The sequence below is a fragment of the uncultured Eubacterium sp. genome, assembly GCF_945980375.1.
Taxonomy (GTDB): domain Bacteria; phylum Bacillota; class Clostridia; order Oscillospirales; family Acutalibacteraceae; genus Eubacterium_R.
Genome location: NZ_CAMFQO010000020.1, coordinates 1 through 19,124 on the forward strand (window position 1 = coordinate 1; position 19,124 = coordinate 19,124).

Consider the following 19,124-nt stretch of genomic DNA (forward strand, 5'->3'; position numbering starts at 1 on the left):
TTCTACCATAGGAGGTCTGTTTTTTTCTATTGTCCATTTTTTACGGACTTGTTCATGATGTTCAATCTGCTTTTCTTTAATCCATAACGTCCGAAACTGCATCTCCTGCTTTGTCAATGCCGTTGCCTATTCCGTCGGCAATGTCATTTACGCCGTCACCGATGTCGTCGCCAACCTTGTCGGCTCTGTTTCTTGCCTCGTCACCTGCGTTGGAAAGATCCTCTCCAACCTCGTTTGTTGTGGATTGGTTTGTTGTGGATGTCGTTTTCTGTGTTGTTGTCATTGTGGTAGTGTTTGTTGTAGTGGTATCGTCAACCGTGTTGTTTTTTGACGAACAACCAACGAACACTACTGCGGTTAAAATTGCAATGACAGCAATTAATAATAAGCTTTTTGCTTTATTGCTTTTCATATATTATCATTCCTTTCGGCTTTAGTATTTGCCTGTATTCTTGTTTTATTCGTTATTTTACCAATACTCCGTTTTGGGACTCAATCATAATCAAAATGTCTTCTTCCTCTCCTGTGTCACAGTTTAGATAAACAAGCACCTTTTCACCTGTATCCTTGCTTTCACAGGTATATTCATAGCACTGCACCTCTTTTCCGCTTTCCTTTGGTATAACGCACATTTTTACATCGTTAACCTTTAGAAATATCGAAAGCTTTTTTTGTGCCTGCTCAGCTGTTAGCTTTGCCTTTTTCGGCTGCCTTTCCGTATGGTTTGTAAGGAAGGTTTTTGCATCAAGGCTTAATAGCTCTCCGTCGTTCATTGATATTCCAACCTTTATTAAATCGGGATAATAGTAAGCACCGTTTTTCGTATATGCACAGTTTACCGTGCAGGCGTTATCCTTGATGTCGTAGTAGCACACCTTCATATTCTTGTAGCCAAGCCTTTCAAGAGCCTTTACTGCAAGATTGCAGGCATTTTGTGCAGAAATATTTTTGTTTTGAATTTTGCCTGAATAAAGAATTTCCTTGATATACCCGCCCTGCTTTGTAATTAAGCCCGTGTATCTTCCGCACTTAAATGTGTAACACGGAATCCTTGATTTGTCGTCGGTTTCGTATGATACATTGTTCACGCTGACACCGAGAGCGTCGGCAAATATCTGTCGGCACTCATCTCTTGTTTTGACATCTGCCGATTTAATAAGCTGTGATGATTTGTTTAGCACCTGGTCGGAATAGGGTCCGTCATATAAAAGGGTAGGAAAATCCTCAAAAACCTTTGCTCCCGATGAAAAGCTGTTAGACAGGGGCGTAGTGTTTATTTCTCCTGAGCTTCTTATCTCGTTTTCGGTTATCATAGCTCCGGAATTTGTTGCACTAACCATTTCGTCAACCTGATCGCTGAATTTTTGCGCGTAGCGTAAAAGTGCCTTGAGGTTTTTATGCTCCTCACTGCTGATTGCTTCACCCTTGTCGATTTTTGTGCCGATATATTGGGCATAGTCACTGCACTGGCTTAAAAATTTGTAGGCATTGCTCAGCTTTAACTGCTCAATCGGCAGCCTGCTCATTGCGTTTTTTGCCGTACTGCATTGTGCAAATAAATCTCTGCTCAAATCGTAGATTTCTCCGTACGAGCTTGAAACAAGGCTTTTTGAAATATCCGTATCAACATTGTCAAGACATTCCGCAAGCTCTGCAAGGCTTTGTCTGTACGATACCTCAAGCTCCGTTTTATAGGACTTTAGGCTTGATGCTGTCATAATGCTCGAAACAGCTATGATAAACAGCAAAAACGAGATGTATGACAGCACTCTGATGTAGCTTCTTTTTGTCATAAATAAACTCCTTTTTTAATTTTGTTGTTATTGTTTGCACCTTTAGGCAAAAAATACATCTTTTTAATTGCAACAGCAGATTTACTGTGCTATAATATAAAACTGAATTAATATAATTGGAGCAATGTTTTTATGCAAAAGAAGAGAATAGTTGTTAAGGTTGGCACATCCACCCTTACACATAAAACAGGAAAAACGAATATTCAAAAGATTGGTGAGCTTGTGGCAGTTCTTGCGGATTTGCACAATATGGGGCACGAGGTTATTCTTGTATCATCAGGTGCTATCGGCATAGGCACAGCACGTCTCGGTTTGCATAAAAAGCCCCAAAGTATCAAGGGCAGACAGGCAGCAGCTGCTGTCGGTCAGGGCGAGCTTATGTTCCTTTACGACAAGTTTTTCGGCGAATTTGATGTTATTGTATCCCAACTTCTGTTTACCTACGATGCCCTTAAAAATGAGGAAAACAAGATGCATCTTACCAACACCTTTAATCAGCTTATAGAATACGGTGTTATTCCTGTTGTAAATGAGAATGACTCCGTATCAATCGAGGAGCTTCTTAACGGTGATAATGATTGCCTGTCGGCAACGGTGGCGGAGCTTATTGATGCGGATTTGCTTATTCTTTTAACCGATACAGACGGCTTGTATGACAGCAATCCAAATGAAAATCCGAATGCAAGGCTGATTCCTGTTGTTGAAAAAATCACACCGGAGATTGAAGCGGTTGCAGGCGGAGCAGGTGAAAAGGGAACAGGCGGATTTACCACAAAGGTTAAGGCTGCGAGGATTGCAAATGACGCAGGTATTCCTGTGGTTGTTATGAACGGCAGCGATACAAAAAAGATTTACAATGTGCTTAACGGTGAAAGCATAGGAACAAGGTTTTTGCCGTAATTTAGGGTAACGGTAATAATCCGAACCCGTCAAAAATGCAGTATTAAAGCGATATTTGTCGCTTTCGCTGTTGCCTTGCGTCAGCAAGGCTGCCATCTCAAGACAACAAATCTCATCTTTACTCCAAGCATTTTTGATGCTTTGCAGTTTATCGTGTGCAGATTTGGTCTTAATCAAGGCACAAAACACAGGCATACTTGCCGTATGCCGAGTATTTTAACGAGGAGTAAGGGCAAATCTGCCACGATAAACCGTGGTTCGGATTATTACCGTTACCCTATGGTGATTTTATGACAGTAACAGAACAAGGCAAAAGAGCAAGGGCAACCCTTGCATTTATGTCGCAGGTTTACAGTGAACAAAAAAACAAGGCGCTTAACGCTATTGCAAATATGCTTGAAAAGAATTCAAACAGAATTATTAAAGCAAATGCGATTGATTTAGAGCAGGGAAGAAATAACGGCTTGTCAGAGGGCTTGCTTGACAGACTTATGCTTAACGAAGAAAGAATAAAGGCTATGGCAGACGGTGTTCGTCAGGTTGCAGTCCTTGCCGACCCTTGCGGAAAAATTCTTTCCGAATACAAAAAGGATAACGGACTGTTAATAAAAAAGATTACCGTTCCTATCGGCGTTATCGGCATTATTTTCGAGGCACGTCCCAATGTTACGGTTGATGCCGCTGCACTATGCCTGAAAAGCGGAAATTCGGTTATTCTTCGCGGGGGCAAGGAGGCTATTAATTCCAACACTGCTCTTTCGGAAATTATGCGCTCGGCTCTTGACGAGGTGGGATTTGTTAAGGACGCCATTCAGCTTGTAACGGATACCACCAGGCAGTCGTCGTCTGATATGATGCATATGAACGAATACCTTGATTGTCTTATCCCTCGCGGAGGTAAGGGGCTTATCAAGGCGGTTGTGGAAAATTCAACCGTACCTGTTATCGAAACAGGCTCGGGAAATTGTCATATTTATGTTGACGACAGTGCGGATATTAATATGGCGGCAAAGATAATCTTTAATGCAAAAACTCAAAGAATATCCGTTTGTAATGCCTGCGAAAGCCTCGTGATTAACAGTGCAATAATCAATGAAGCATTGCCTGTAATTGCAAATGAATTGAAGAAAAAGAATGTTCAAATCAGGGGCGATGAGCGTGCTGTGTCTGCCTGCAGTCTTGTAATTCCCGCAAGTGATGAGGATTATTATACCGAGTATCTTGATTATATTATCAGTGTAAAAACCGTTGATACTCTTGATGAAGCAATTGAACATATCAATTCTCATTCAACAGGTCACAGCGAGGCTATCATTACTCAAAACGAAGCCAATGCTCAAAAGTTCCTCAAGTGCATTGATTCCTCATCCGTTTATGTTAATGCATCAACAAGATTTACCGACGGTGCAGAATTCGGATTGGGTGCGGAAATAGGAATATCAACCCAAAAGCTTCATGCAAGAGGTCCTATGGGTCTTGAACAATTAACATCTACAAAGTATTTGATTTTTGGAAATGGGCAAGTTAGATAATGAAAAAGAATAACGAATACAGCTATATTCAACCGCAGGTTGACAGCAGACGTAAAAAGAAAAAAAGAAAAAAGAAAAAGCAGGGTGGCTTTGCAAAAATTATTATTGTTTTGCTTGCATTGCTTGTGATTGCACTTGCAACGGCTCTGCTTTGTGTTAAGTACGTTTTTACGGATTTCTATTTCAGCGAGCTTCTTCCGGACAAGCCTGTTGCACAGCTGGTGGATGAAAAAATTATCGGCAGAACAACTACAACTACGACAACATCTCCCGCCCAAACAACAACCGAGCCTGTAAGCCTTTCCGACTCGGCATATCTTGACCATTCGGATTTTGAGCTTGAGGCAGGCAAAAAGGGTGCCTTTGTGGGCAATATACTTAACGGGGGCAAGGTTGACAGAGATAACGGCATAATCTACCACATTGTTGACGGCAAGGGTATTTACAAGTTTGAGCCTAATAACGAAAGCTTCTCGTGTGTTTACAAATCAAGCGACGTTCTTTCGTCATTCAACATAAGAGGGGATTATTTCTACTTTGTAAATGAAAGCGATAATGCTCTTTATAAGGTTACCAAGTCGGGCAAAAATCTTTCGAAGGTTGCCGACGGCATTTCCCTTGCATATATATACGATTCAACGGCATATTGCATTTCTGCCGATAACAGTATTGTTACCGTAAATACACAGGATTTTTCAAGGAATGTTCTTTATTCCGCCTACGGAAATACTCTTGGCTTTATAGGTATATCAAAGGATAGGGTGTTTTTTACCGATACCGATCCGCTTGGCAACACATCATACTATTGTGTGCTTTCGTCAGGCGGTGATGCTGAAAAATTTAGGCTTGATACTGTAAATGACAGCATTTCTTCAATGTCTATGGAAAACGGCTTTATGTATTATTTCGAAAAGCAGGCAGACGGCAGGTACAATCTTATCCGTCAAAAGTACGGCTCGCAAAAGGTTGTTACGCTTGTGCAGGATGTCGGCATTTGTGCTCCCGTAATTGTTGAGCAAAACAGGGTGTTTTATGCCGACCTTGACGAAGATAAGCTTGAGCTGTATGAAATAAATATGAATACCGATAAAAAGAAAATGATGCTGTATTCCGGAAATATTACCGCATCCGATAAGGTGTTTATTCAGCACGGCGGAGAGTATGATTTTATCATCGGTCAGCGCCAAAACGGTGATAAGGTGTACCGTGCATCATCAAATTTGACAGGCTCCTCAAATGTTATGACCTTCGGCGGAGGAAAATGGAGCTATTAATGTAATTGTGTAACTGTATCAAAGAGGTAATTACTTTTGGACAAATATAAAAAATTAGCAACCAATACAATAATATTTGCAATAGGCACATTTTCGTCAAAGATTTTGTCGTTTCTGCTTATGCCGTTTGTTACAAGTAAGCTTGTAACATCGGATTATTCAACCGCGGATTTGATTCAGCAAACAGCTAATGTGCTTATTCCTATTGTATTTTTACAAATAAACAGTGCTGCCCTGCGCTTTGCGCTTGATAAGCAGGCGGATAAGAGTGATGTTTTTACCGTAGGCGTTCGTACAACGCTCAAGGGATTTTTGGTGTTCTTAATTTTCTATTATCCCGTAACACTGATTAATATTAACGATATGCCGCTCGGTCAGTATGCACCTCTTATCTATTTGTTTGTGCTTGTTTCGGGTATGCGCCAGCTTTGTCAGCAGTTTGTTCGCGGATGCGGTCAGGTTCGCGTTTTTGCCATTGATGGAATTGTCGCAACAGGAACAACCTTACTGTTTAATTTGCTGTTCCTCGGTCCGCTCAATATGGGCGTTAACGGCTATGTGCTTGCAATTATTGCCTCTGACCTTTTCTCTGTTTTGTTCCTTTTTGTTGCAACAAGGCTTTGGAACAATCTGCATTTTCATAAGGTGGATAGAAAAATTAAGCACGATATGCTCAAGTATTCCGTTCCGCTTATGCCTACAATTATACTGTGGTGGATAATAAACGTGTCGGACAGATATATGGTTACCGGCTTTGTCGGCTCTGCCGAAAACGGCCTTTATACCGCCGCTTCCAAAATACCGAACTTTGTTATTATGTTTTCATCGATTTTTATTGATGCTTGGCAGCTTTCGGCTGTTGATGAATATGACAGCGATGATAAGGCAGAATTCTTTACAAAAATTTTCCGTATTTATTCCGGCGGAATTTTTGCAGTTTCCTCAGCACTTATCCTTGCCTGTCAGCTTATAACAAAAATTTTGGTTGCCGACAGCTATTATGAGTCTTGGCGATATGTTCCGGTTTTGATTATTGCCACAACGCTTTCATGTCTTGTGAATTTTCTTGCATCTGTTTATATGGCAGAAAAAAAGTCGGTTATGGCTATGGTAACCGCTCTTTCGGGTGCGCTTACAAATATTGTGCTCAACCTTGTGCTCATTCCGCTTATAGGAGCATTAGGTGCGGCAATAGCTACCATTGCGGCTTTTGCGGTGGTGTTTGTGTTCCGTGGCTCCAACACAAGAAAATATATTAAAATCAAATTCAATGCTCCTTTGATAGCTGCTGAGGTTGCAATTTTGGCGGCTCAGTGCGTGGCTATGCTGTGGCTCAAATCGGGCATTTATATGTATTTGGCAGAGACTGCACTTTTTGGTGCTATGCTTCTTGTAAACATAAAGCCGATTAAGGAGCTTTCAATAAAGCTTTTCGGTAAGCTTTTGCGTAGAATAAAATAAGGTAAACAGAAAATGACCTCTTATTTTAACAAGAGGTCATTTTAGACTGTTGATAAAGTGGGCTGAAACACGCCAAAAGAGATATATATGGCTCACCTTATTGTAAGGGGAGCTGTTGAACGAAGCGAAACTGAGGGGATAAAAAACAGATTGAACATCGAGTTCAATCTGTTTTTGGCGTTTTTCGCCTTTTGCTCGGTCGAGGTACCCTCGTACATCTTTCCTCGCAAAATGCGAAATTCAGCTTTATTTCTCAACAGTCTGCCAGCGTGTCGAAATTTATAATTTGAATTTTTCGACACGCTGTTATGACCTCTTATTTTAACAAGAGGTCATTTGCTGTTTTGTATATTTTGTATATATTTTTCTTTACTACTTGCATATATGGTACTTTTAGTGTATAATAAACAAAATTTGGAAAATATAATTACTTTTTATAATATCTTTTTGGAGGAATTGTATGAAAACAAGTATTTCTACAACACAAGCAAAAAAGCTTATTACCGATAAGCTTTCTCACTTTTTCGGTGTTTCACCCGATGTTGCTACCGACGAGCAGTTCTACAAGGCATTAGCCTTGATTGTTCGTGATGAGCTTTCAAAGAAAAATAGTGATTTCAGAAAAACCGCAAAAGGACAGGATTCAAAGCAGGTTTACTATCTGTGTATGGAATTCCTTATGGGCAGATCTCTCAAAAACAACCTTTACAACCTTGGCTTAACACAGACCTTTAATGATGCACTTGCATCAATGGGTGTAAAGCTTGATAACCTTTATGAGCTTGAGCCTGATGCAGGTCTCGGTAACGGTGGCTTGGGCCGTCTTGCTGCCTGCTATCTTGACGGCTTGGCAACAAACGGTATTCAGTCTATGGGCTACTCTCTTCGCTACGAGGCAGGTATCTTTAAGCAAAAGCTTATCGACGGCTGGCAGACAGAGCTTCCTGATTTCTGGCTTCCGGGCGGTGAGGTATGGCTTGTTCCTCGTGAGGAGCGCGCCTGCAAGGTAATGTTTGAGGGCTATATTGAGGATAGCTGGGACGGTGATTTCCACCACGTAATGCACAAGGATGCAAATGTTGTTGAGGCTATCCCGTATGATATGTATGTTTCGGGCAAGGGCGAGGGTGTTTCCCGTCTTCGTCTTTGGGCATCCAAGAAGCCGGAGCTTGATATGACTCTCTTTAACGAGGGCTCATATATGAAGGCTATGGAGCAATCTGCTATGGCAGAGGCTATTACAAAGATTTTGTATCCTGCCGATAACTCACCGGAGGGCAAGTCACTTAGACTTCGTCAGCAGTATTTCCTTGTTTCCGCTTCAATTCAGGACATTATTCAGCGTCACTTAACAAAGTACGGTACACTTGACAATCTTCCCGATAAGGTAGCAATTCATATTAACGACACTCATCCTACAATGGCAATTCCGGAGCTTATGAGAATTATGCTTGATGAGTGTGGCTACGGCTGGGATGAGGCTTGGTCTATAGTTACCCGTACGGTTGCATACACTAACCATACAGTTATGAAGGAGGCGCTTGAGTGCTGGAGCGAGGAGCTTTATTCCCGTATGCTTCCTCGTATTTACCAAATTACCAAGGAAATTGATAACCGCTTTCGTGCATATGTTTGGTCTGTTACCCATGATGCTGACAGAGTTGAGCGTATGGCTGTCGTATCACAGGGCATTATTCGTATGGCTAACCTTTGCGTAATCGGCTCACACAGCGTTAACGGTGTGTCTGCACTTCATTCCGAAATTCTTAAGGACACTGTGTTTAATGATTTTTACAATCTTACACCAGATAAGTTCTGCAATGTAACAAACGGTATTGCTTTCCGTCGTTGGATTTGTCAGGCTAATCCGGAGCTTACCGATTACATTACATCATTAATCGGTGACAGCTTTATTACAAAGAGTGATGAGCTTGAGAAGCTTCGTGCCTTTAAGGATGACAAAAAGGTACTTGCAAGACTTGATGAAATTAAATATGCAAACAAGGTACGCTTTGCAAAGATTATCAAAAAGCGCAACGGTGTTGATATTAATCCTGATTCAATCTTTGATGTTCAGGTTAAACGACTTCACGAGTATAAAAGGCAACAGCTCAATATCCTTAACATCATTTCCGAATATCTTATGCTAAAGGAAAATCCAAATGCCGATTACTATCCAAAGACATATATCTTTGCATCAAAGGCGGCACCGGGTTACTTTATGGCTAAAAAGCTTATTGAGCTTATTGATGCTTTGTCGGGTGTAATCAATAACGACCCCGATGTTAACGGAAAGCTTAAAGTGGTATTCCTTGAGGATTACAATGTATCTCTTGCAGAGGTTCTTATGCCTGCCGCCGACATCAGCGAGCAAATCTCGCTTGCAGGTACAGAGGCTTCGGGTACAGGTAATATGAAGCTTATGCTTAACGGCGCTGTTACTCTTGGTACACTTGACGGTGCAAATGTCGAGATTCATGATGCAGTAGGTGATGATAATATTTACATCTTTGGTATGAAAACACCGGAGGTTGAACAGCTTAAGCGTGCAGGATATTTCCCGCAGAGCTACATTAATAATAATGAAAATCTTGCAAAGGCTATGGCATTTTTGCAAAACGGTGTAAACGGCAAGAGGTTTGACGAGGTATACTATTCTCTTGTGAATTCCGATCCGTATATGGCTCTTGCAGATTTCACCGATTATCAACGCGCACAGCAGGAAATTTCAAAGGCTTATGCTGACAGAGAAAAGTTTGTAAAAATGTCATTGATGAACATTTCAGGCGCAGGTGTGTTCTCTGCTGACAGATCTATCAGAGATTATGCAGATTATATTTGGAACACAAAGCCTGTTCAGTTTGCAAAGGAAACTCCAAAGTCTGCAAAGAAATCTGCTCCTATGGCTCCTAAAAAGCCTGTTGCCGAAAAGAAAGCATCGGCAAAAAAGGAGGAAAAGGCTCCTGCAAAGGAGGAAAAGAAGGCTCCCGCAAAGAAGTCGGCTCCAAAGAAGGAAGCTCCAAAGAAGGAAGCTCCAAAGAAGGAAGCAAAGAGCACCGCAAAGACAAAAAAGACAGCAAAGAAATAATTAAGTAAACCTATGGCTCCTCTTTTTAAGGGGAGCCGTTGACTGATAATGGACTATGATATTTGATTCCCGTAAAAAAGAATATAAGGACAAGATTCGTGCTATCGCAACGGATGAGCCTGTCAAACTACGTATTATTGTGCCTCGCTCAATGAAATGCAGTGGGGCAAATATTTGCGTTCATAAGGAAAACGAAGCAAATGTTTATTACTCGATGTTCTGGGCGGGTATGTGCGGCAATGATGATGAGTATTGGGAGCTGCATTTTGTTGCGGACACTCCCGGATTATATTGGTATCATTTCGAGCTTGATACCCCCTGGGGCAAAAGCTTTGTTCGAAATGTCGGACATGGCTGCGGTGATTTTGCTCCCGACGGTGAGGATTTTCAACAAACCGTTTATGATAAAAGCTTTACCACTCCGGATTGGTTAAAGGGTGGTATCATTTATCAAATCTTTCCTGACAGATTTTTTGATTCAGGTAAAAAGAAAACAGGTTACAGAGAATCTCGCGTTCTTCGCAAATGGGGTGAAGAGCCTTATTGGCGTGAAGAGCAGATGAACGGTATTTGGAATAATGACTATTTCGGCGGCGACCTAAAGGGAATAGAGGAAAAGCTTCCGTACCTTAAGGATTTAGGTGTAACCTGTATTTATCTTAATCCTATATTTGAGGCTAATTCCAATCATCGTTACGACACTGCGGATTATGAAAAAATAGATCCGCTTTTGGGTAATGAGGAGGATTTGAAGGCGCTTTGCTCGGTTGCCAATGAGGAGTACGGCATTGCCGTAATTCTTGACGGAGTATTCAGCCATACAGGATGCGACAGTAGGTACTTTAATCTTTACAACAATTATGACAGCAACGGCGCCTATAACAGTCAAACGAGCCCTTACTATTCATGGTATAAGTTCATTAACTATCCTGAAGAATATCATTCGTGGTGGGGAATAAAGCTTTTGCCCGAGGTCAATGAGGAGGATGAAGGCTACCGCAATTATATCTGCGGTGAAAACGGAATTCTTCGCAAATGGCTTCGTTGCGGAATCAGCGGTTGGCGACTTGATGTTGCAGATGAATTGCCGGATGTATTCCTTGATGATTTGCGCAGAGCTGTTAAGGATGAAAATGAGGATGCCGTTATCATAGGTGAGGTTTGGGAGGACGCAACCACAAAGTTTGCGTACGACGAGCGTCGTCGTTACCTTCTCGGCGAACAGCTTGACAGCGTTATGAATTATCCTTTTGCCAACGCGATTTTGGATTTTGTTAAGTACCCGAATGCCTATGAGTTCTTTGATAGGATAATGTCTATTATTGAAAATTATCCTCCTCAGGTAACAAATGTTCTTATGAATCATATCGGTACTCACGATACCGAAAGAGCAATAAGCCGTCTTGCAGGTGAAAGCTGTGAGGGCTACGGTCGACATTGGCAGTATGAGCATAACAAGCTTTCGCAGTATGATTATCTTCGCGGTATTTCTCTTATGAAAATTGCCTCGCTGATACAGTACACCTTGCCCGGAGTACCTTCGCTTTATTACGGTGACGAGATAGGTATGCAGGGCTTAAAGGATCCGTTTAACCGTGCGTGTATGCAGTGGGATAACCCCAACACCGAGCTTTTGAGGTGGTATAAGCGATTGGGTGAAATAAGGCTTGGCTGCAAGGCTTTTTCAACAGGCGATTTTGTACCGATTTATTGTGAGCATAAGTCCATTGCTTATATTCGCTGTGATGAAAACAGCGAGGTGCTTGTGGCAATTAATATGGACGATGTTGATGCTGATATTTTTGTCGGCAACCAATGGGATAACGCCTATAACTTTTTTGAGGAGAAAGCACAAAACGGCTACCTCCACCTTGAACCGATGAGATACGCATTATTAACACGTGTAAAATAATAAGGGTAATTGTGCCCTTATTATTTTTTTGGCAAAATATTTTGAAAAATGATAAATAATTATTGACAAACGATAATTTTTAGTGTATAACAATGGTAAAGTATACCAACGGAGGAAAGTATATGTACAGTAATAAAACAACAATAGCCTTAAAGGTTATAATCAAATTTTGTTATTTTGCTTTGGCATTAGCAACAGTTTTTCTTTGGGCAGTTCAATTTTTCGGAGCTCACGGTGTTTCGTGGATATACGGTATTGAGAATAGGTACTACACCTTGCTGTGTTCCTTTTCGCTTGTTGTTCCTGCAGGATATGTTGCCCTTGCTTACATTGACAAGCTTTTATCATTAGTACTTCGGGACAGTATTTTTGAGGTTACAACTACAAGGTATCTTGATAAAATCAGCTATTGCTGTGTGTATGCCGGCATAATAGGTATAGGTGCAATAACAGCATCATTTGTTTTAGAAATAGATGCATATGTCATTACGTTTTTTATTCTTATGCTTGGCGAGTTTTTTATGGCATTGCTTTTGAAGGTTATAAAGAAAATTTTTGCCAAAGCAATAGAAATAAAAGATGAAAATGATTTAACTGTATAGGTGAACGCGATGATTATTGTAAACTTGGATGTTATGCTTGCAAAACGAAAAATGTCATCATTAGAGCTTGCAAGCCGTGTCGGCATTACTCAGGCTAATCTGTCGATATTAAAAACAGGCAAGGCAAAGGCTATCAGGTTTTCAACACTTGATGCAATTTGTAAGGAGCTTGATTGTCAGCCTGCCGATATTCTTGAATACAGGGAGTGATTTTTGTGGATAAAAAGGTTTATTCTCCTTTAACAAAAAGGGACAAGGCAATGATAATTGCAACAGCCGTATTGTGCTATTTGGTTGTTGAACTTGTAGCATTTTCAGAGGCTTTGGGAGTAGGATATGTTATTGCATATATTGCGCTTGTGGGCGTAACGGGCTTTTATTTGACAGATAAAGAGCATACACCGTCACCGTTCGGCGTTGCGTGCGGACTGCTCGGTGTTGCTTCAGCTGTTCCCGTTATGTTGTATAATGACAGCATAACCTCTATGCTTATGCCTATGCTTTCTATCGGATTGTACATTATGTTTTGTCTTTGCTTTAACACCTCGTCAAATGTGTTTGGGTCGTATAAAATAGGCTTTTGCGCAGTTAAAAATGTTTTGTTAAAGCCGTTTAAGGCTATGCCCGAAATAGTAGGCTCAATTAAAGCAGGTGACTCGAAAGATAAAAAATCTTATTCTGCCGTAATAGGAGCGTTGCTTGCCGTTCCCGTGCTGTGCGCGGTTGTTCCGTTGCTTGTAAAATCCGATGCCGCATTTGACGGACTTGTGTCAAATGCGTTTGAAAATATAGGCGCAGTAGCGTCAAGGCTGGTTCTTACACTTATCTTTTTGCCGTATGGATGTGCTTATCTGTTTGCGATAAGAAAAAATGTCGCACCCAAGGCAAAGAACAAAATAAAACATCCGTCGCTTAATTACAGCGGATGTGTATCGTTTCTGTGTGTAATCAGTGTTACGTATTTGCTGTATCTGTTTTCACAGCTTGCATATTTCTTCAGTGCGTTTTCATTTATTTTACCGGAGGATTACAGCCATACGGCGTCGCAGTTTGCCCGTCGGGGCTTTTACGAGATGTGCGTTGTTTGCGCCATAAACATTGCTGTTGTCAGCATTGTTACCGCACTTGTTAAAAAGCACAAGGGGTGTGTGGCAATCAAAGCATTGTCACTTTTTATATCTGCTTTTTCCGTGTTGCTTGTTATCATTGCAATGCAAAAAATGGTGCTTAACATAAGCATATACGGTCTTTCCAAAAACAGAATATTGGTATTTGCCTTTATGCTGATGATGCTTTGTGTGCTGACTATGCTTGTTATGCACATATTTATACCTAAAAAACCGTATATGCAGGCAATAATTATCTTTTGCAGTGCGTTGCTTATTGCAATATCATATTCAAATGTTGATGCAAGAATAGCAGAGTATAATATTAATGCCTACAACAGTCAGTATATCGACAGACTTGATGTCGACAGCATTGCCTATATGTCCGACAGCACCGTTCCTTATTTGATTGAGCTTGCCGATAAGGACCCTGAAATTATGGAAAAGCTGTACTATATCGCAGGTAATAACTTTAAGGATGAGCTTGTCATAGAAGATAATACGATAACCATAAAAAGCACAAGCAAGCTAAAGTGTAAAAACCTTGCTCATATTAAGGCGGCAAACGCTATATATGATTATTACCTTAACAGCCTTGACGAACAGCAGGCAAGGGTATTTGCAAATAGGTGTATGCTGAATAATTCGTTTGAATATTACTATGAGGTTGAAACCGATGAATATGTTAGCTTTGATGATGACAGCAGATATACTCTTAATAAACAAACCGATATATACGAATTAAAAGGATAAAAAAATACAGACAGTTGCTTGTTGACTGTCTGTATTTTTACTTATTTATTTGCAATAATTATCGACATTTGGTCAATGAATGACTTGACCTTTTCTGTCATTTCACGAGGGGTTTCCCTCATACCCTTGTTTATCCAGCTTATTATCACACCGCCTATCCCGAATCCAAAAAATTCTGCAACAGAGCTGTGGTCATCGCTTACTGTATGAATATTGTTTTTCAGTATAATGTTTTCAATTATTTTATTAAACTGACTTGTTGCGATTTTTGTAAGATAGTTATAAACATCTGCCATATTGATTTTTACTGCATTTTGATAGAATTTTTTATCATTGTACATTGTGTTAAAAATATAGTAAAACTTTTCCTCCATTGTTTCGTAGGAAAAATCTTCAACAAAGCTTGAAATCAGCTCGTTGTACAGCATCCAGTCAAGCAACTCATATCTGTCCTGAAAATGATAGTAAAATGTTTGCCTGTGCATATCACATTGATTTGAAATATCGGAAATTGTTATTTTTTCAAAGGGAGTGGTTTGCATAAGCTCCTTTAATGCCTCGGCTAATTTTTTCTTTGTAATTTCACTGCAGGATAATTGTTCCTTCATATTTGCTTTATACCTCATTGTCAAATTTTTGCATTGTATGCCATTATTCCGCTTGGCTCAATGTCAACAATACCGTAAACACCGTCACTTACCGAGCCGGGATTCATATAATGTATAGAGTCAATAATATCAACATACGGAATATGAGTGTGGCCGAATAAGCATATGTCTGCACCTACCGACCGAGCCTCTCGCTGAATATCGCTGTATCCGTGCTTAACATAGTAGGGGTGACCGTGAGTAAACAGAATTCTTTTTCCTGCAAAATCTATAACCTTTGATGCAGGATAGGTTGAATAAAAATCACAGTTTCCGCTAACTCTGTCAATCTTGATGTCAGGATAAATCATCAGTGCATTATCAAGGTCATCGTTGCCATCACCAAGGAATAAAAAGAGGTCTGCGTTATCCTTGTGCCTTTCGATAATGTTAAGCAGTAAGGAGGTTCGTCTGTGGCTGTCCGACATTACTACTATTCTCATTCATATCCCTCCGACAGATTTCATATCTTTAATTAGATTATACTATAAAAGGGTGGTTTTTTCAATGAAAAATATAAAAAGCGACGATTTGTCTAACGCTGTTGCTAACTCTAATATAAACATAGATGAGTTAAAACGTGCAGTAGAGAACGGTCAAGCCGAGCAGTATATTGACAAAAATCTTTCAGCACAGGCTTCCCAGATGATTAAGCAGGTACTGTCAGACAAAAAAGCAACTCAAAAAATTATTCAATCTCCTCAGGCAAAGGCATTGCTTGAAAAATTAAATCAAAAATAGGTAATAGCTATGGATAATATAAACGATATTATTGCATCATTGTCCGATAACGATATTGAAATGCTCAAGGGTGTTGCCTCATCAATTTTAGGCAACACCGCTGATGATGAGCAGGAACAAAAGCAAGTACAAAGCCAAAGCCATTCCTCCAACATTTTAGCAAACGGACTTAATCTGTCACAGGGAGATTTGGATATGATGCTAAAGGCAAAGGCAATATTTGACAAAATGAATAATACCTCATCAAAAAATGCCGATTTGATTAATGCATTAAAGCCACACCTGAGCGCCGAGTCACAGCAAAAGGCCGATAAGGCAATAAGAATATTAAAGCTTTTTGATATTTTACCATACATAAAGGACTTGTTTTGATGGCAGATTATAATAGTAATGACATAAGCGATGCAAAGCGCAGGGTGGAGGAAATGCGAAAAAAAGCGCAAGGCTATGTTGACACACAGAGCACTGACAAAGGTAACTACAAACCCCATACCGACAGTAGCAATCAAGAGCCTCAATCCTCGTTTATAACCGATGTGTTGGGCTCTCTGTTTTCCAATCAGGCAAGGGATAATTCCGCAGGCTTGATATTGGCACTGATACTTATTTTGTCAAAGGAGGGCGCCGATAATAAATTAATTTTGGCACTTCTTTATATTTTGTTGTGATTTCTATGGAAATTATAAAATATATGTGTTATATTATATCGGAAGACTGTTTATGGGAGGAATACTATGAGTGATGTAACACATGTATATTTTGACGGCTTGGGTATTGATTTTGACCTGCCGTCAATAGCATTCAGTATTTTTGGACACGACATTCATTGGTACGGAATTATTATTGCCGTCGGCTTTTCGCTCGCTGTGCTTTACGGTGGACGCAAGGCATATAAGTGGAAGATGAGCCTTGACGGAATGACAGATGTTCTCATCTGGGGAACATTGTTTGGTATTATTTGTGCAAGATTGTATTATGTCGCATTCGAATGGGATTATTATTCACAGCATCTTAACGAAATTCCTGCAATATGGAACGGCGGAATAGCAATCTACGGGGGCATAATCGGCGCACTTATCGGCGCTGCTATCGGATGTAAAATCGGCAAGATTGACTTTTTGAATTTGCTTGATCTCGGTTCACTCGGTCTTTTGATCGGACAAGGTATAGGCAGATGGGGCAATTTCTTTAACCAGGAGGCATTCGGTGTCAATACCGATACAGCATTGTTTAGAATGTGGTCGCCTAAAATTCACGATACCCTCGAGGCATCTGCCGAGCTTCTTGCTCAAAAGGGAATAACGGTAGACCCTAATACGGCTGTTCATCCAACCTTTTTGTACGAAAGTGTTTGGTGCCTGCTGAGCTTTGTTGTTCTTCATATTGTCGTTACCTATTTCAGAAGCTTTAAGGGCGAAATCTTTATGCTTTACGGTGTAATGTACGGCGCAGAGCGAATGATAGTGGAGGGTATGCGTACCGATTCGCTTTATATCGGCTCAACCAATATTCGTGTTTCCCAGCTTTTGTCTGCCGTAATTGTTGTTGTTGCTCTTTCATTCTTTATGTACTTTATGTCGAGATTTAATAAGGATAAGCTTCCAAAGGCACTTGTGCTTGATGATTTGGATGCTATCGAGGATGCAAACAAAAAGGCAAAGGAACTTGAATTAGCCAAGAAGGAAGAACGAAAAAAGCAAAGAATGCTTAAAAAAGAGGAAAAGAAAAAGAGGAATGAGTAATGAATATTATTGACGGAAAGGCAGTTTCAAAAAAGGTTAAAGAGGATGTTAAGGCGGAATGTGAGCAGCTTAAAGCAAAGGGAATTACTCCGGGGCTTGCCGTTATTATTGTCGGTGAGGACCCTGCATCACAGGTGTATGTTCACAACAAGGAGGTTGCCTGCGAGGCTTGCGGCTTTCATAGCGTAAAGTATGCACTCCCTGCCGAAACAACACAAGAGGAGCTTAATGCACTTATTGATGAGCTTAACGAGGATAACAGCATTAACGGAATTTTGTGTCAGCTTCCGTTGCCGAAGCATCTTGATGATAAAGAGGTTATTAACCGCATTAATCCTATTAAGGATGTTGATGCATTTCATCCTGTAAATGTCGGTGCAATAATGATTGGCGATTACAATTATTTGCCTTGTACACCTGCCGGTGTAATGGAGCTTATTCATTCTACGGGTGTTGATGTGTCCAGTAAAAAGGCTGTTGTAATAGGCAGGTCAAACATTGTAGGTAAGCCAATGGCTATGCTTCTTCTTCACGAAAATGCAACTGTCGAGATTACTCATTCAAAAACACAATCCCTTGCAGATGTTACCAAGCAGGCGGATATTCTTGTTGCCGCTATCGGTAAGGCAAAATTTGTTACCGCCGATATGGTTAAGCAGGGTGCTGTTGTTATTGATGTTGGTATGAATAGGGACGAAAACGGTAAGCTTTGCGGTGATGTTGATTTTGAGGGTGTTAAGGATAAGTGTTCGTTTATTACACCTGTTCCGGGCGGTGTAGGTCCTATGACCATTGCAATGCTTATGAAAAATACCCTAACTGCCGCTAAGCTTCAAAACGGTGTTGAGTAATATGACGGTAGAAGAAAAGGTTGTTAATAAGCTTATAGGTAAAGGCTATCATATTGCCTTTGCAGAATCCTGTACGGGAGGACTGTGCTGCGGCAGACTTGTAGATGTTGCCAATGCCTCACAGGTGCTTGATGTGTCCTTTGTCACTTACGCAAATGAGGCAAAGGTTGACTTGCTCGGAGTTGACGCAGATACTATTGAAAGGTATGGCGTTGTCAGCGAGCAGATGGCCGCACAGATGTGCAGGGGAGCTGCAGACAAGGCAGGATGTCAGGTGGGTGTAGGCATAACAGGAATTGCAGGCCCCTCGGGAGGTACTGCCAAAAAGCCTGTCGGTATGGTTTGCTTTGGGTTTTATATTGATGGCAGGGTAGTAACAAAAACCTGTCAGTTCGGCAATATCGGCAGAAACGAGGTAAGAGCAAGGTCGGTAGAATTTGTTTTCAATTCTTTGAATGATTTGCTTGAAAAATAGAAAAAGTATGTTATAATAATCAGTAGCAAATGATTATCAAACATTCCATTCAAAAACTGAACACAAGCTGGTGTGGCGCAGTTGGTAGCGCAATTGATTCGTAATCAATAGGTCGTCAGTTCAAGTCTGATCACCAGCTCCAAATATAAAGTCGAGAAGCTTTTTCTCGGCTTTTATTTTTTGTATAAATAAAACCACGCGATAGTCGCGTGGTACAAAAAAGGTTAACCGATAAAAATAACCCCCG

Annotated in this window: 19 protein-coding genes and 1 tRNA gene; 16 read left to right on the forward strand and 4 right to left on the reverse strand. The window is 40.6% G+C overall.

Going from position 1 to position 19,124, the window contains the following annotated elements; translation table 11 throughout:
* Nucleotides 1-76 precede the first annotated feature (76 nt).
* Both Q0P34_RS06155 and Q0P34_RS06160 read right to left on the reverse strand, forming a co-directional pair.
* Nucleotides 77-412 carry a hypothetical protein gene (locus Q0P34_RS06155; RefSeq protein ID WP_294954363.1) on the reverse strand — a complete coding sequence of 112 codons (336 nt, stop codon included), beginning with the start codon at nt 410-412 and terminating at the stop codon, nt 77-79.
* A 52-nt stretch (nt 413-464) separates the two neighbouring features.
* Nucleotides 465-1,793: a PepSY1/2 domain-containing protein gene (locus Q0P34_RS06160; protein ID WP_294954366.1), complete on the reverse strand. Its 1,329-nt coding sequence runs from the start codon at nt 1,791-1,793 to the stop codon at nt 465-467.
* Between the two features lie 132 nt (nt 1,794-1,925).
* Here Q0P34_RS06160 and proB point away from each other — a divergent pair, with 132 nt between their 5' ends.
* From proB to Q0P34_RS06205, 9 genes are all read left to right on the forward strand, one after another.
* Nucleotides 1,926-2,693: a glutamate 5-kinase gene (gene proB / locus Q0P34_RS06165; RefSeq protein ID WP_294954369.1), complete on the forward strand. Its 768-nt coding sequence runs from the start codon at nt 1,926-1,928 to the stop codon at nt 2,691-2,693.
* Nucleotides 2,694-2,983: 290 nt separating this feature from the next.
* Nucleotides 2,984-4,225 carry a glutamate-5-semialdehyde dehydrogenase gene (locus tag Q0P34_RS06170; protein ID WP_294954372.1) on the forward strand — a complete coding sequence of 414 codons (1,242 nt, stop codon included), beginning with the start codon at nt 2,984-2,986 and terminating at the stop codon, nt 4,223-4,225.
* Entirely contained in the window at nt 4,225-5,499 is a 1,275-nt protein-coding gene (locus Q0P34_RS06175; RefSeq protein ID WP_294954375.1) for a DUF5050 domain-containing protein, read from the forward strand. Before Q0P34_RS06170 ends, Q0P34_RS06175 begins: the two co-directional genes overlap by 1 nt.
* A gap of 36 nt (nt 5,500-5,535) precedes the next feature.
* Nucleotides 5,536-6,960, forward strand: a complete 1,425-nt coding sequence (locus Q0P34_RS06180) for a lipopolysaccharide biosynthesis protein (protein WP_294954378.1) — start codon at nt 5,536-5,538, stop codon at nt 6,958-6,960.
* Nucleotides 6,961-7,420: 460 nt separating this feature from the next.
* Entirely contained in the window at nt 7,421-10,048 is a 2,628-nt protein-coding gene (locus tag Q0P34_RS06185) for a glycogen/starch/alpha-glucan phosphorylase (protein ID WP_294954381.1), read from the forward strand.
* A gap of 55 nt (nt 10,049-10,103) precedes the next feature.
* Nucleotides 10,104-11,960, forward strand: a complete 1,857-nt coding sequence (locus Q0P34_RS06190) for a glycoside hydrolase family 13 protein (protein ID WP_294954383.1) — start codon at nt 10,104-10,106, stop codon at nt 11,958-11,960.
* 122 nt (nt 11,961-12,082) lie between these two features.
* Nucleotides 12,083-12,562 (forward strand): DUF2975 domain-containing protein, encoded by a 480-nt coding sequence (locus Q0P34_RS06195; protein ID WP_294954384.1) that lies wholly within the window; start codon nt 12,083-12,085, stop codon nt 12,560-12,562.
* Between the two features lie 9 nt (nt 12,563-12,571).
* Nucleotides 12,572-12,772 carry a helix-turn-helix transcriptional regulator gene (locus tag Q0P34_RS06200; RefSeq protein ID WP_294954387.1) on the forward strand — a complete coding sequence of 67 codons (201 nt, stop codon included), beginning with the start codon at nt 12,572-12,574 and terminating at the stop codon, nt 12,770-12,772.
* A gap of 5 nt (nt 12,773-12,777) precedes the next feature.
* Nucleotides 12,778-14,421 (forward strand): DUF4153 domain-containing protein, encoded by a 1,644-nt coding sequence (locus Q0P34_RS06205; protein WP_294954390.1) that lies wholly within the window; start codon nt 12,778-12,780, stop codon nt 14,419-14,421.
* Nucleotides 14,422-14,462: 41 nt separating this feature from the next.
* Here Q0P34_RS06205 and Q0P34_RS06210 read toward each other — a convergent pair whose 3' ends face one another.
* Both Q0P34_RS06210 and Q0P34_RS06215 read right to left on the reverse strand, forming a co-directional pair.
* Nucleotides 14,463-15,029, reverse strand: coding sequence for a TetR/AcrR family transcriptional regulator C-terminal domain-containing protein (locus Q0P34_RS06210; protein ID WP_294954393.1), 567 nt, complete (start codon nt 15,027-15,029; stop codon nt 14,463-14,465).
* 20 nt (nt 15,030-15,049) lie between these two features.
* On the reverse strand, nt 15,050-15,511 hold the full coding sequence (locus Q0P34_RS06215; protein ID WP_294954397.1) for a metallophosphoesterase family protein: 462 nt from the start codon (nt 15,509-15,511) through the stop codon (nt 15,050-15,052).
* Nucleotides 15,512-15,575: 64 nt separating this feature from the next.
* Here Q0P34_RS06215 and Q0P34_RS06220 point away from each other — a divergent pair, with 64 nt between their 5' ends.
* From Q0P34_RS06220 to Q0P34_RS06250, 7 genes are all read left to right on the forward strand, one after another.
* Nucleotides 15,576-15,809 (forward strand): hypothetical protein, encoded by a 234-nt coding sequence (locus tag Q0P34_RS06220; protein ID WP_294954400.1) that lies wholly within the window; start codon nt 15,576-15,578, stop codon nt 15,807-15,809.
* A 9-nt stretch (nt 15,810-15,818) separates the two neighbouring features.
* Nucleotides 15,819-16,181 carry a hypothetical protein gene (locus tag Q0P34_RS06225; RefSeq protein WP_294954403.1) on the forward strand — a complete coding sequence of 121 codons (363 nt, stop codon included), beginning with the start codon at nt 15,819-15,821 and terminating at the stop codon, nt 16,179-16,181.
* Nucleotides 16,181-16,477, forward strand: a complete 297-nt coding sequence (locus Q0P34_RS06230) for a hypothetical protein (protein WP_294954405.1) — start codon at nt 16,181-16,183, stop codon at nt 16,475-16,477. Before Q0P34_RS06225 ends, Q0P34_RS06230 begins: the two co-directional genes overlap by 1 nt.
* A 66-nt stretch (nt 16,478-16,543) precedes the next feature.
* Complete coding sequence (lgt, locus tag Q0P34_RS06235) at nt 16,544-17,551, forward strand: prolipoprotein diacylglyceryl transferase (RefSeq protein ID WP_294954408.1); 1,008 nt, start codon at nt 16,544-16,546, stop codon at nt 17,549-17,551.
* Complete coding sequence (folD, locus tag Q0P34_RS06240; RefSeq protein WP_294954411.1) at nt 17,551-18,402, forward strand: bifunctional methylenetetrahydrofolate dehydrogenase/methenyltetrahydrofolate cyclohydrolase FolD; 852 nt, start codon at nt 17,551-17,553, stop codon at nt 18,400-18,402. Before lgt ends, folD begins: the two co-directional genes overlap by 1 nt.
* Before the next feature lies 1 nt (nt 18,403).
* Nucleotides 18,404-18,877, forward strand: a complete 474-nt coding sequence (locus Q0P34_RS06245) for a CinA family protein (protein ID WP_294954414.1) — start codon at nt 18,404-18,406, stop codon at nt 18,875-18,877.
* A gap of 66 nt (nt 18,878-18,943) precedes the next feature.
* Nucleotides 18,944-19,019, forward strand: a tRNA-Thr gene (locus Q0P34_RS06250).
* The last annotated feature ends 105 nt before the right edge of the window (nt 19,020-19,124 follow it).

What these genes read in the sequence shown, in the direction of transcription:
- Q0P34_RS06155 (WP_294954363.1), bottom strand. Translation starts at nt 412, where the DNA reads ATGAAAAGCAATAAAGCAAAAAGCTTATTATTAATTGCTGTCATTGCA.
- Q0P34_RS06160 (WP_294954366.1), bottom strand. Translation starts at nt 1,793, where the DNA reads ATGACAAAAAGAAGCTACATCAGAGTGCTGTCATACATCTCGTTTTTG.
- proB (WP_294954369.1), top strand. Translation starts at nt 1,926, where the DNA reads ATGCAAAAGAAGAGAATAGTTGTTAAGGTTGGCACATCCACCCTTACA.
- Q0P34_RS06170 (WP_294954372.1), top strand. Translation starts at nt 2,984, where the DNA reads ATGACAGTAACAGAACAAGGCAAAAGAGCAAGGGCAACCCTTGCATTT.
- Q0P34_RS06175 (WP_294954375.1), top strand. Translation starts at nt 4,225, where the DNA reads ATGAAAAAGAATAACGAATACAGCTATATTCAACCGCAGGTTGACAGC.
- Q0P34_RS06185 (WP_294954381.1), top strand. Translation starts at nt 7,421, where the DNA reads ATGAAAACAAGTATTTCTACAACACAAGCAAAAAAGCTTATTACCGAT.
- Q0P34_RS06190 (WP_294954383.1), top strand. Translation starts at nt 10,104, where the DNA reads ATGATATTTGATTCCCGTAAAAAAGAATATAAGGACAAGATTCGTGCT.
- Q0P34_RS06195 (WP_294954384.1), top strand. Translation starts at nt 12,083, where the DNA reads ATGTACAGTAATAAAACAACAATAGCCTTAAAGGTTATAATCAAATTT.
- Q0P34_RS06200 (WP_294954387.1), top strand. Translation starts at nt 12,572, where the DNA reads ATGATTATTGTAAACTTGGATGTTATGCTTGCAAAACGAAAAATGTCA.
- Q0P34_RS06210 (WP_294954393.1), bottom strand. Translation starts at nt 15,029, where the DNA reads ATGAAGGAACAATTATCCTGCAGTGAAATTACAAAGAAAAAATTAGCC.
- Q0P34_RS06215 (WP_294954397.1), bottom strand. Translation starts at nt 15,511, where the DNA reads ATGAGAATAGTAGTAATGTCGGACAGCCACAGACGAACCTCCTTACTG.
- Q0P34_RS06220 (WP_294954400.1), top strand. Translation starts at nt 15,576, where the DNA reads ATGAAAAATATAAAAAGCGACGATTTGTCTAACGCTGTTGCTAACTCT.
- Q0P34_RS06225 (WP_294954403.1), top strand. Translation starts at nt 15,819, where the DNA reads ATGGATAATATAAACGATATTATTGCATCATTGTCCGATAACGATATT.
- Q0P34_RS06230 (WP_294954405.1), top strand. Translation starts at nt 16,181, where the DNA reads ATGGCAGATTATAATAGTAATGACATAAGCGATGCAAAGCGCAGGGTG.
- lgt (WP_294954408.1), top strand. Translation starts at nt 16,544, where the DNA reads ATGAGTGATGTAACACATGTATATTTTGACGGCTTGGGTATTGATTTT.
- folD (WP_294954411.1), top strand. Translation starts at nt 17,551, where the DNA reads ATGAATATTATTGACGGAAAGGCAGTTTCAAAAAAGGTTAAAGAGGAT.
- Q0P34_RS06245 (WP_294954414.1), top strand. Translation starts at nt 18,404, where the DNA reads ATGACGGTAGAAGAAAAGGTTGTTAATAAGCTTATAGGTAAAGGCTAT.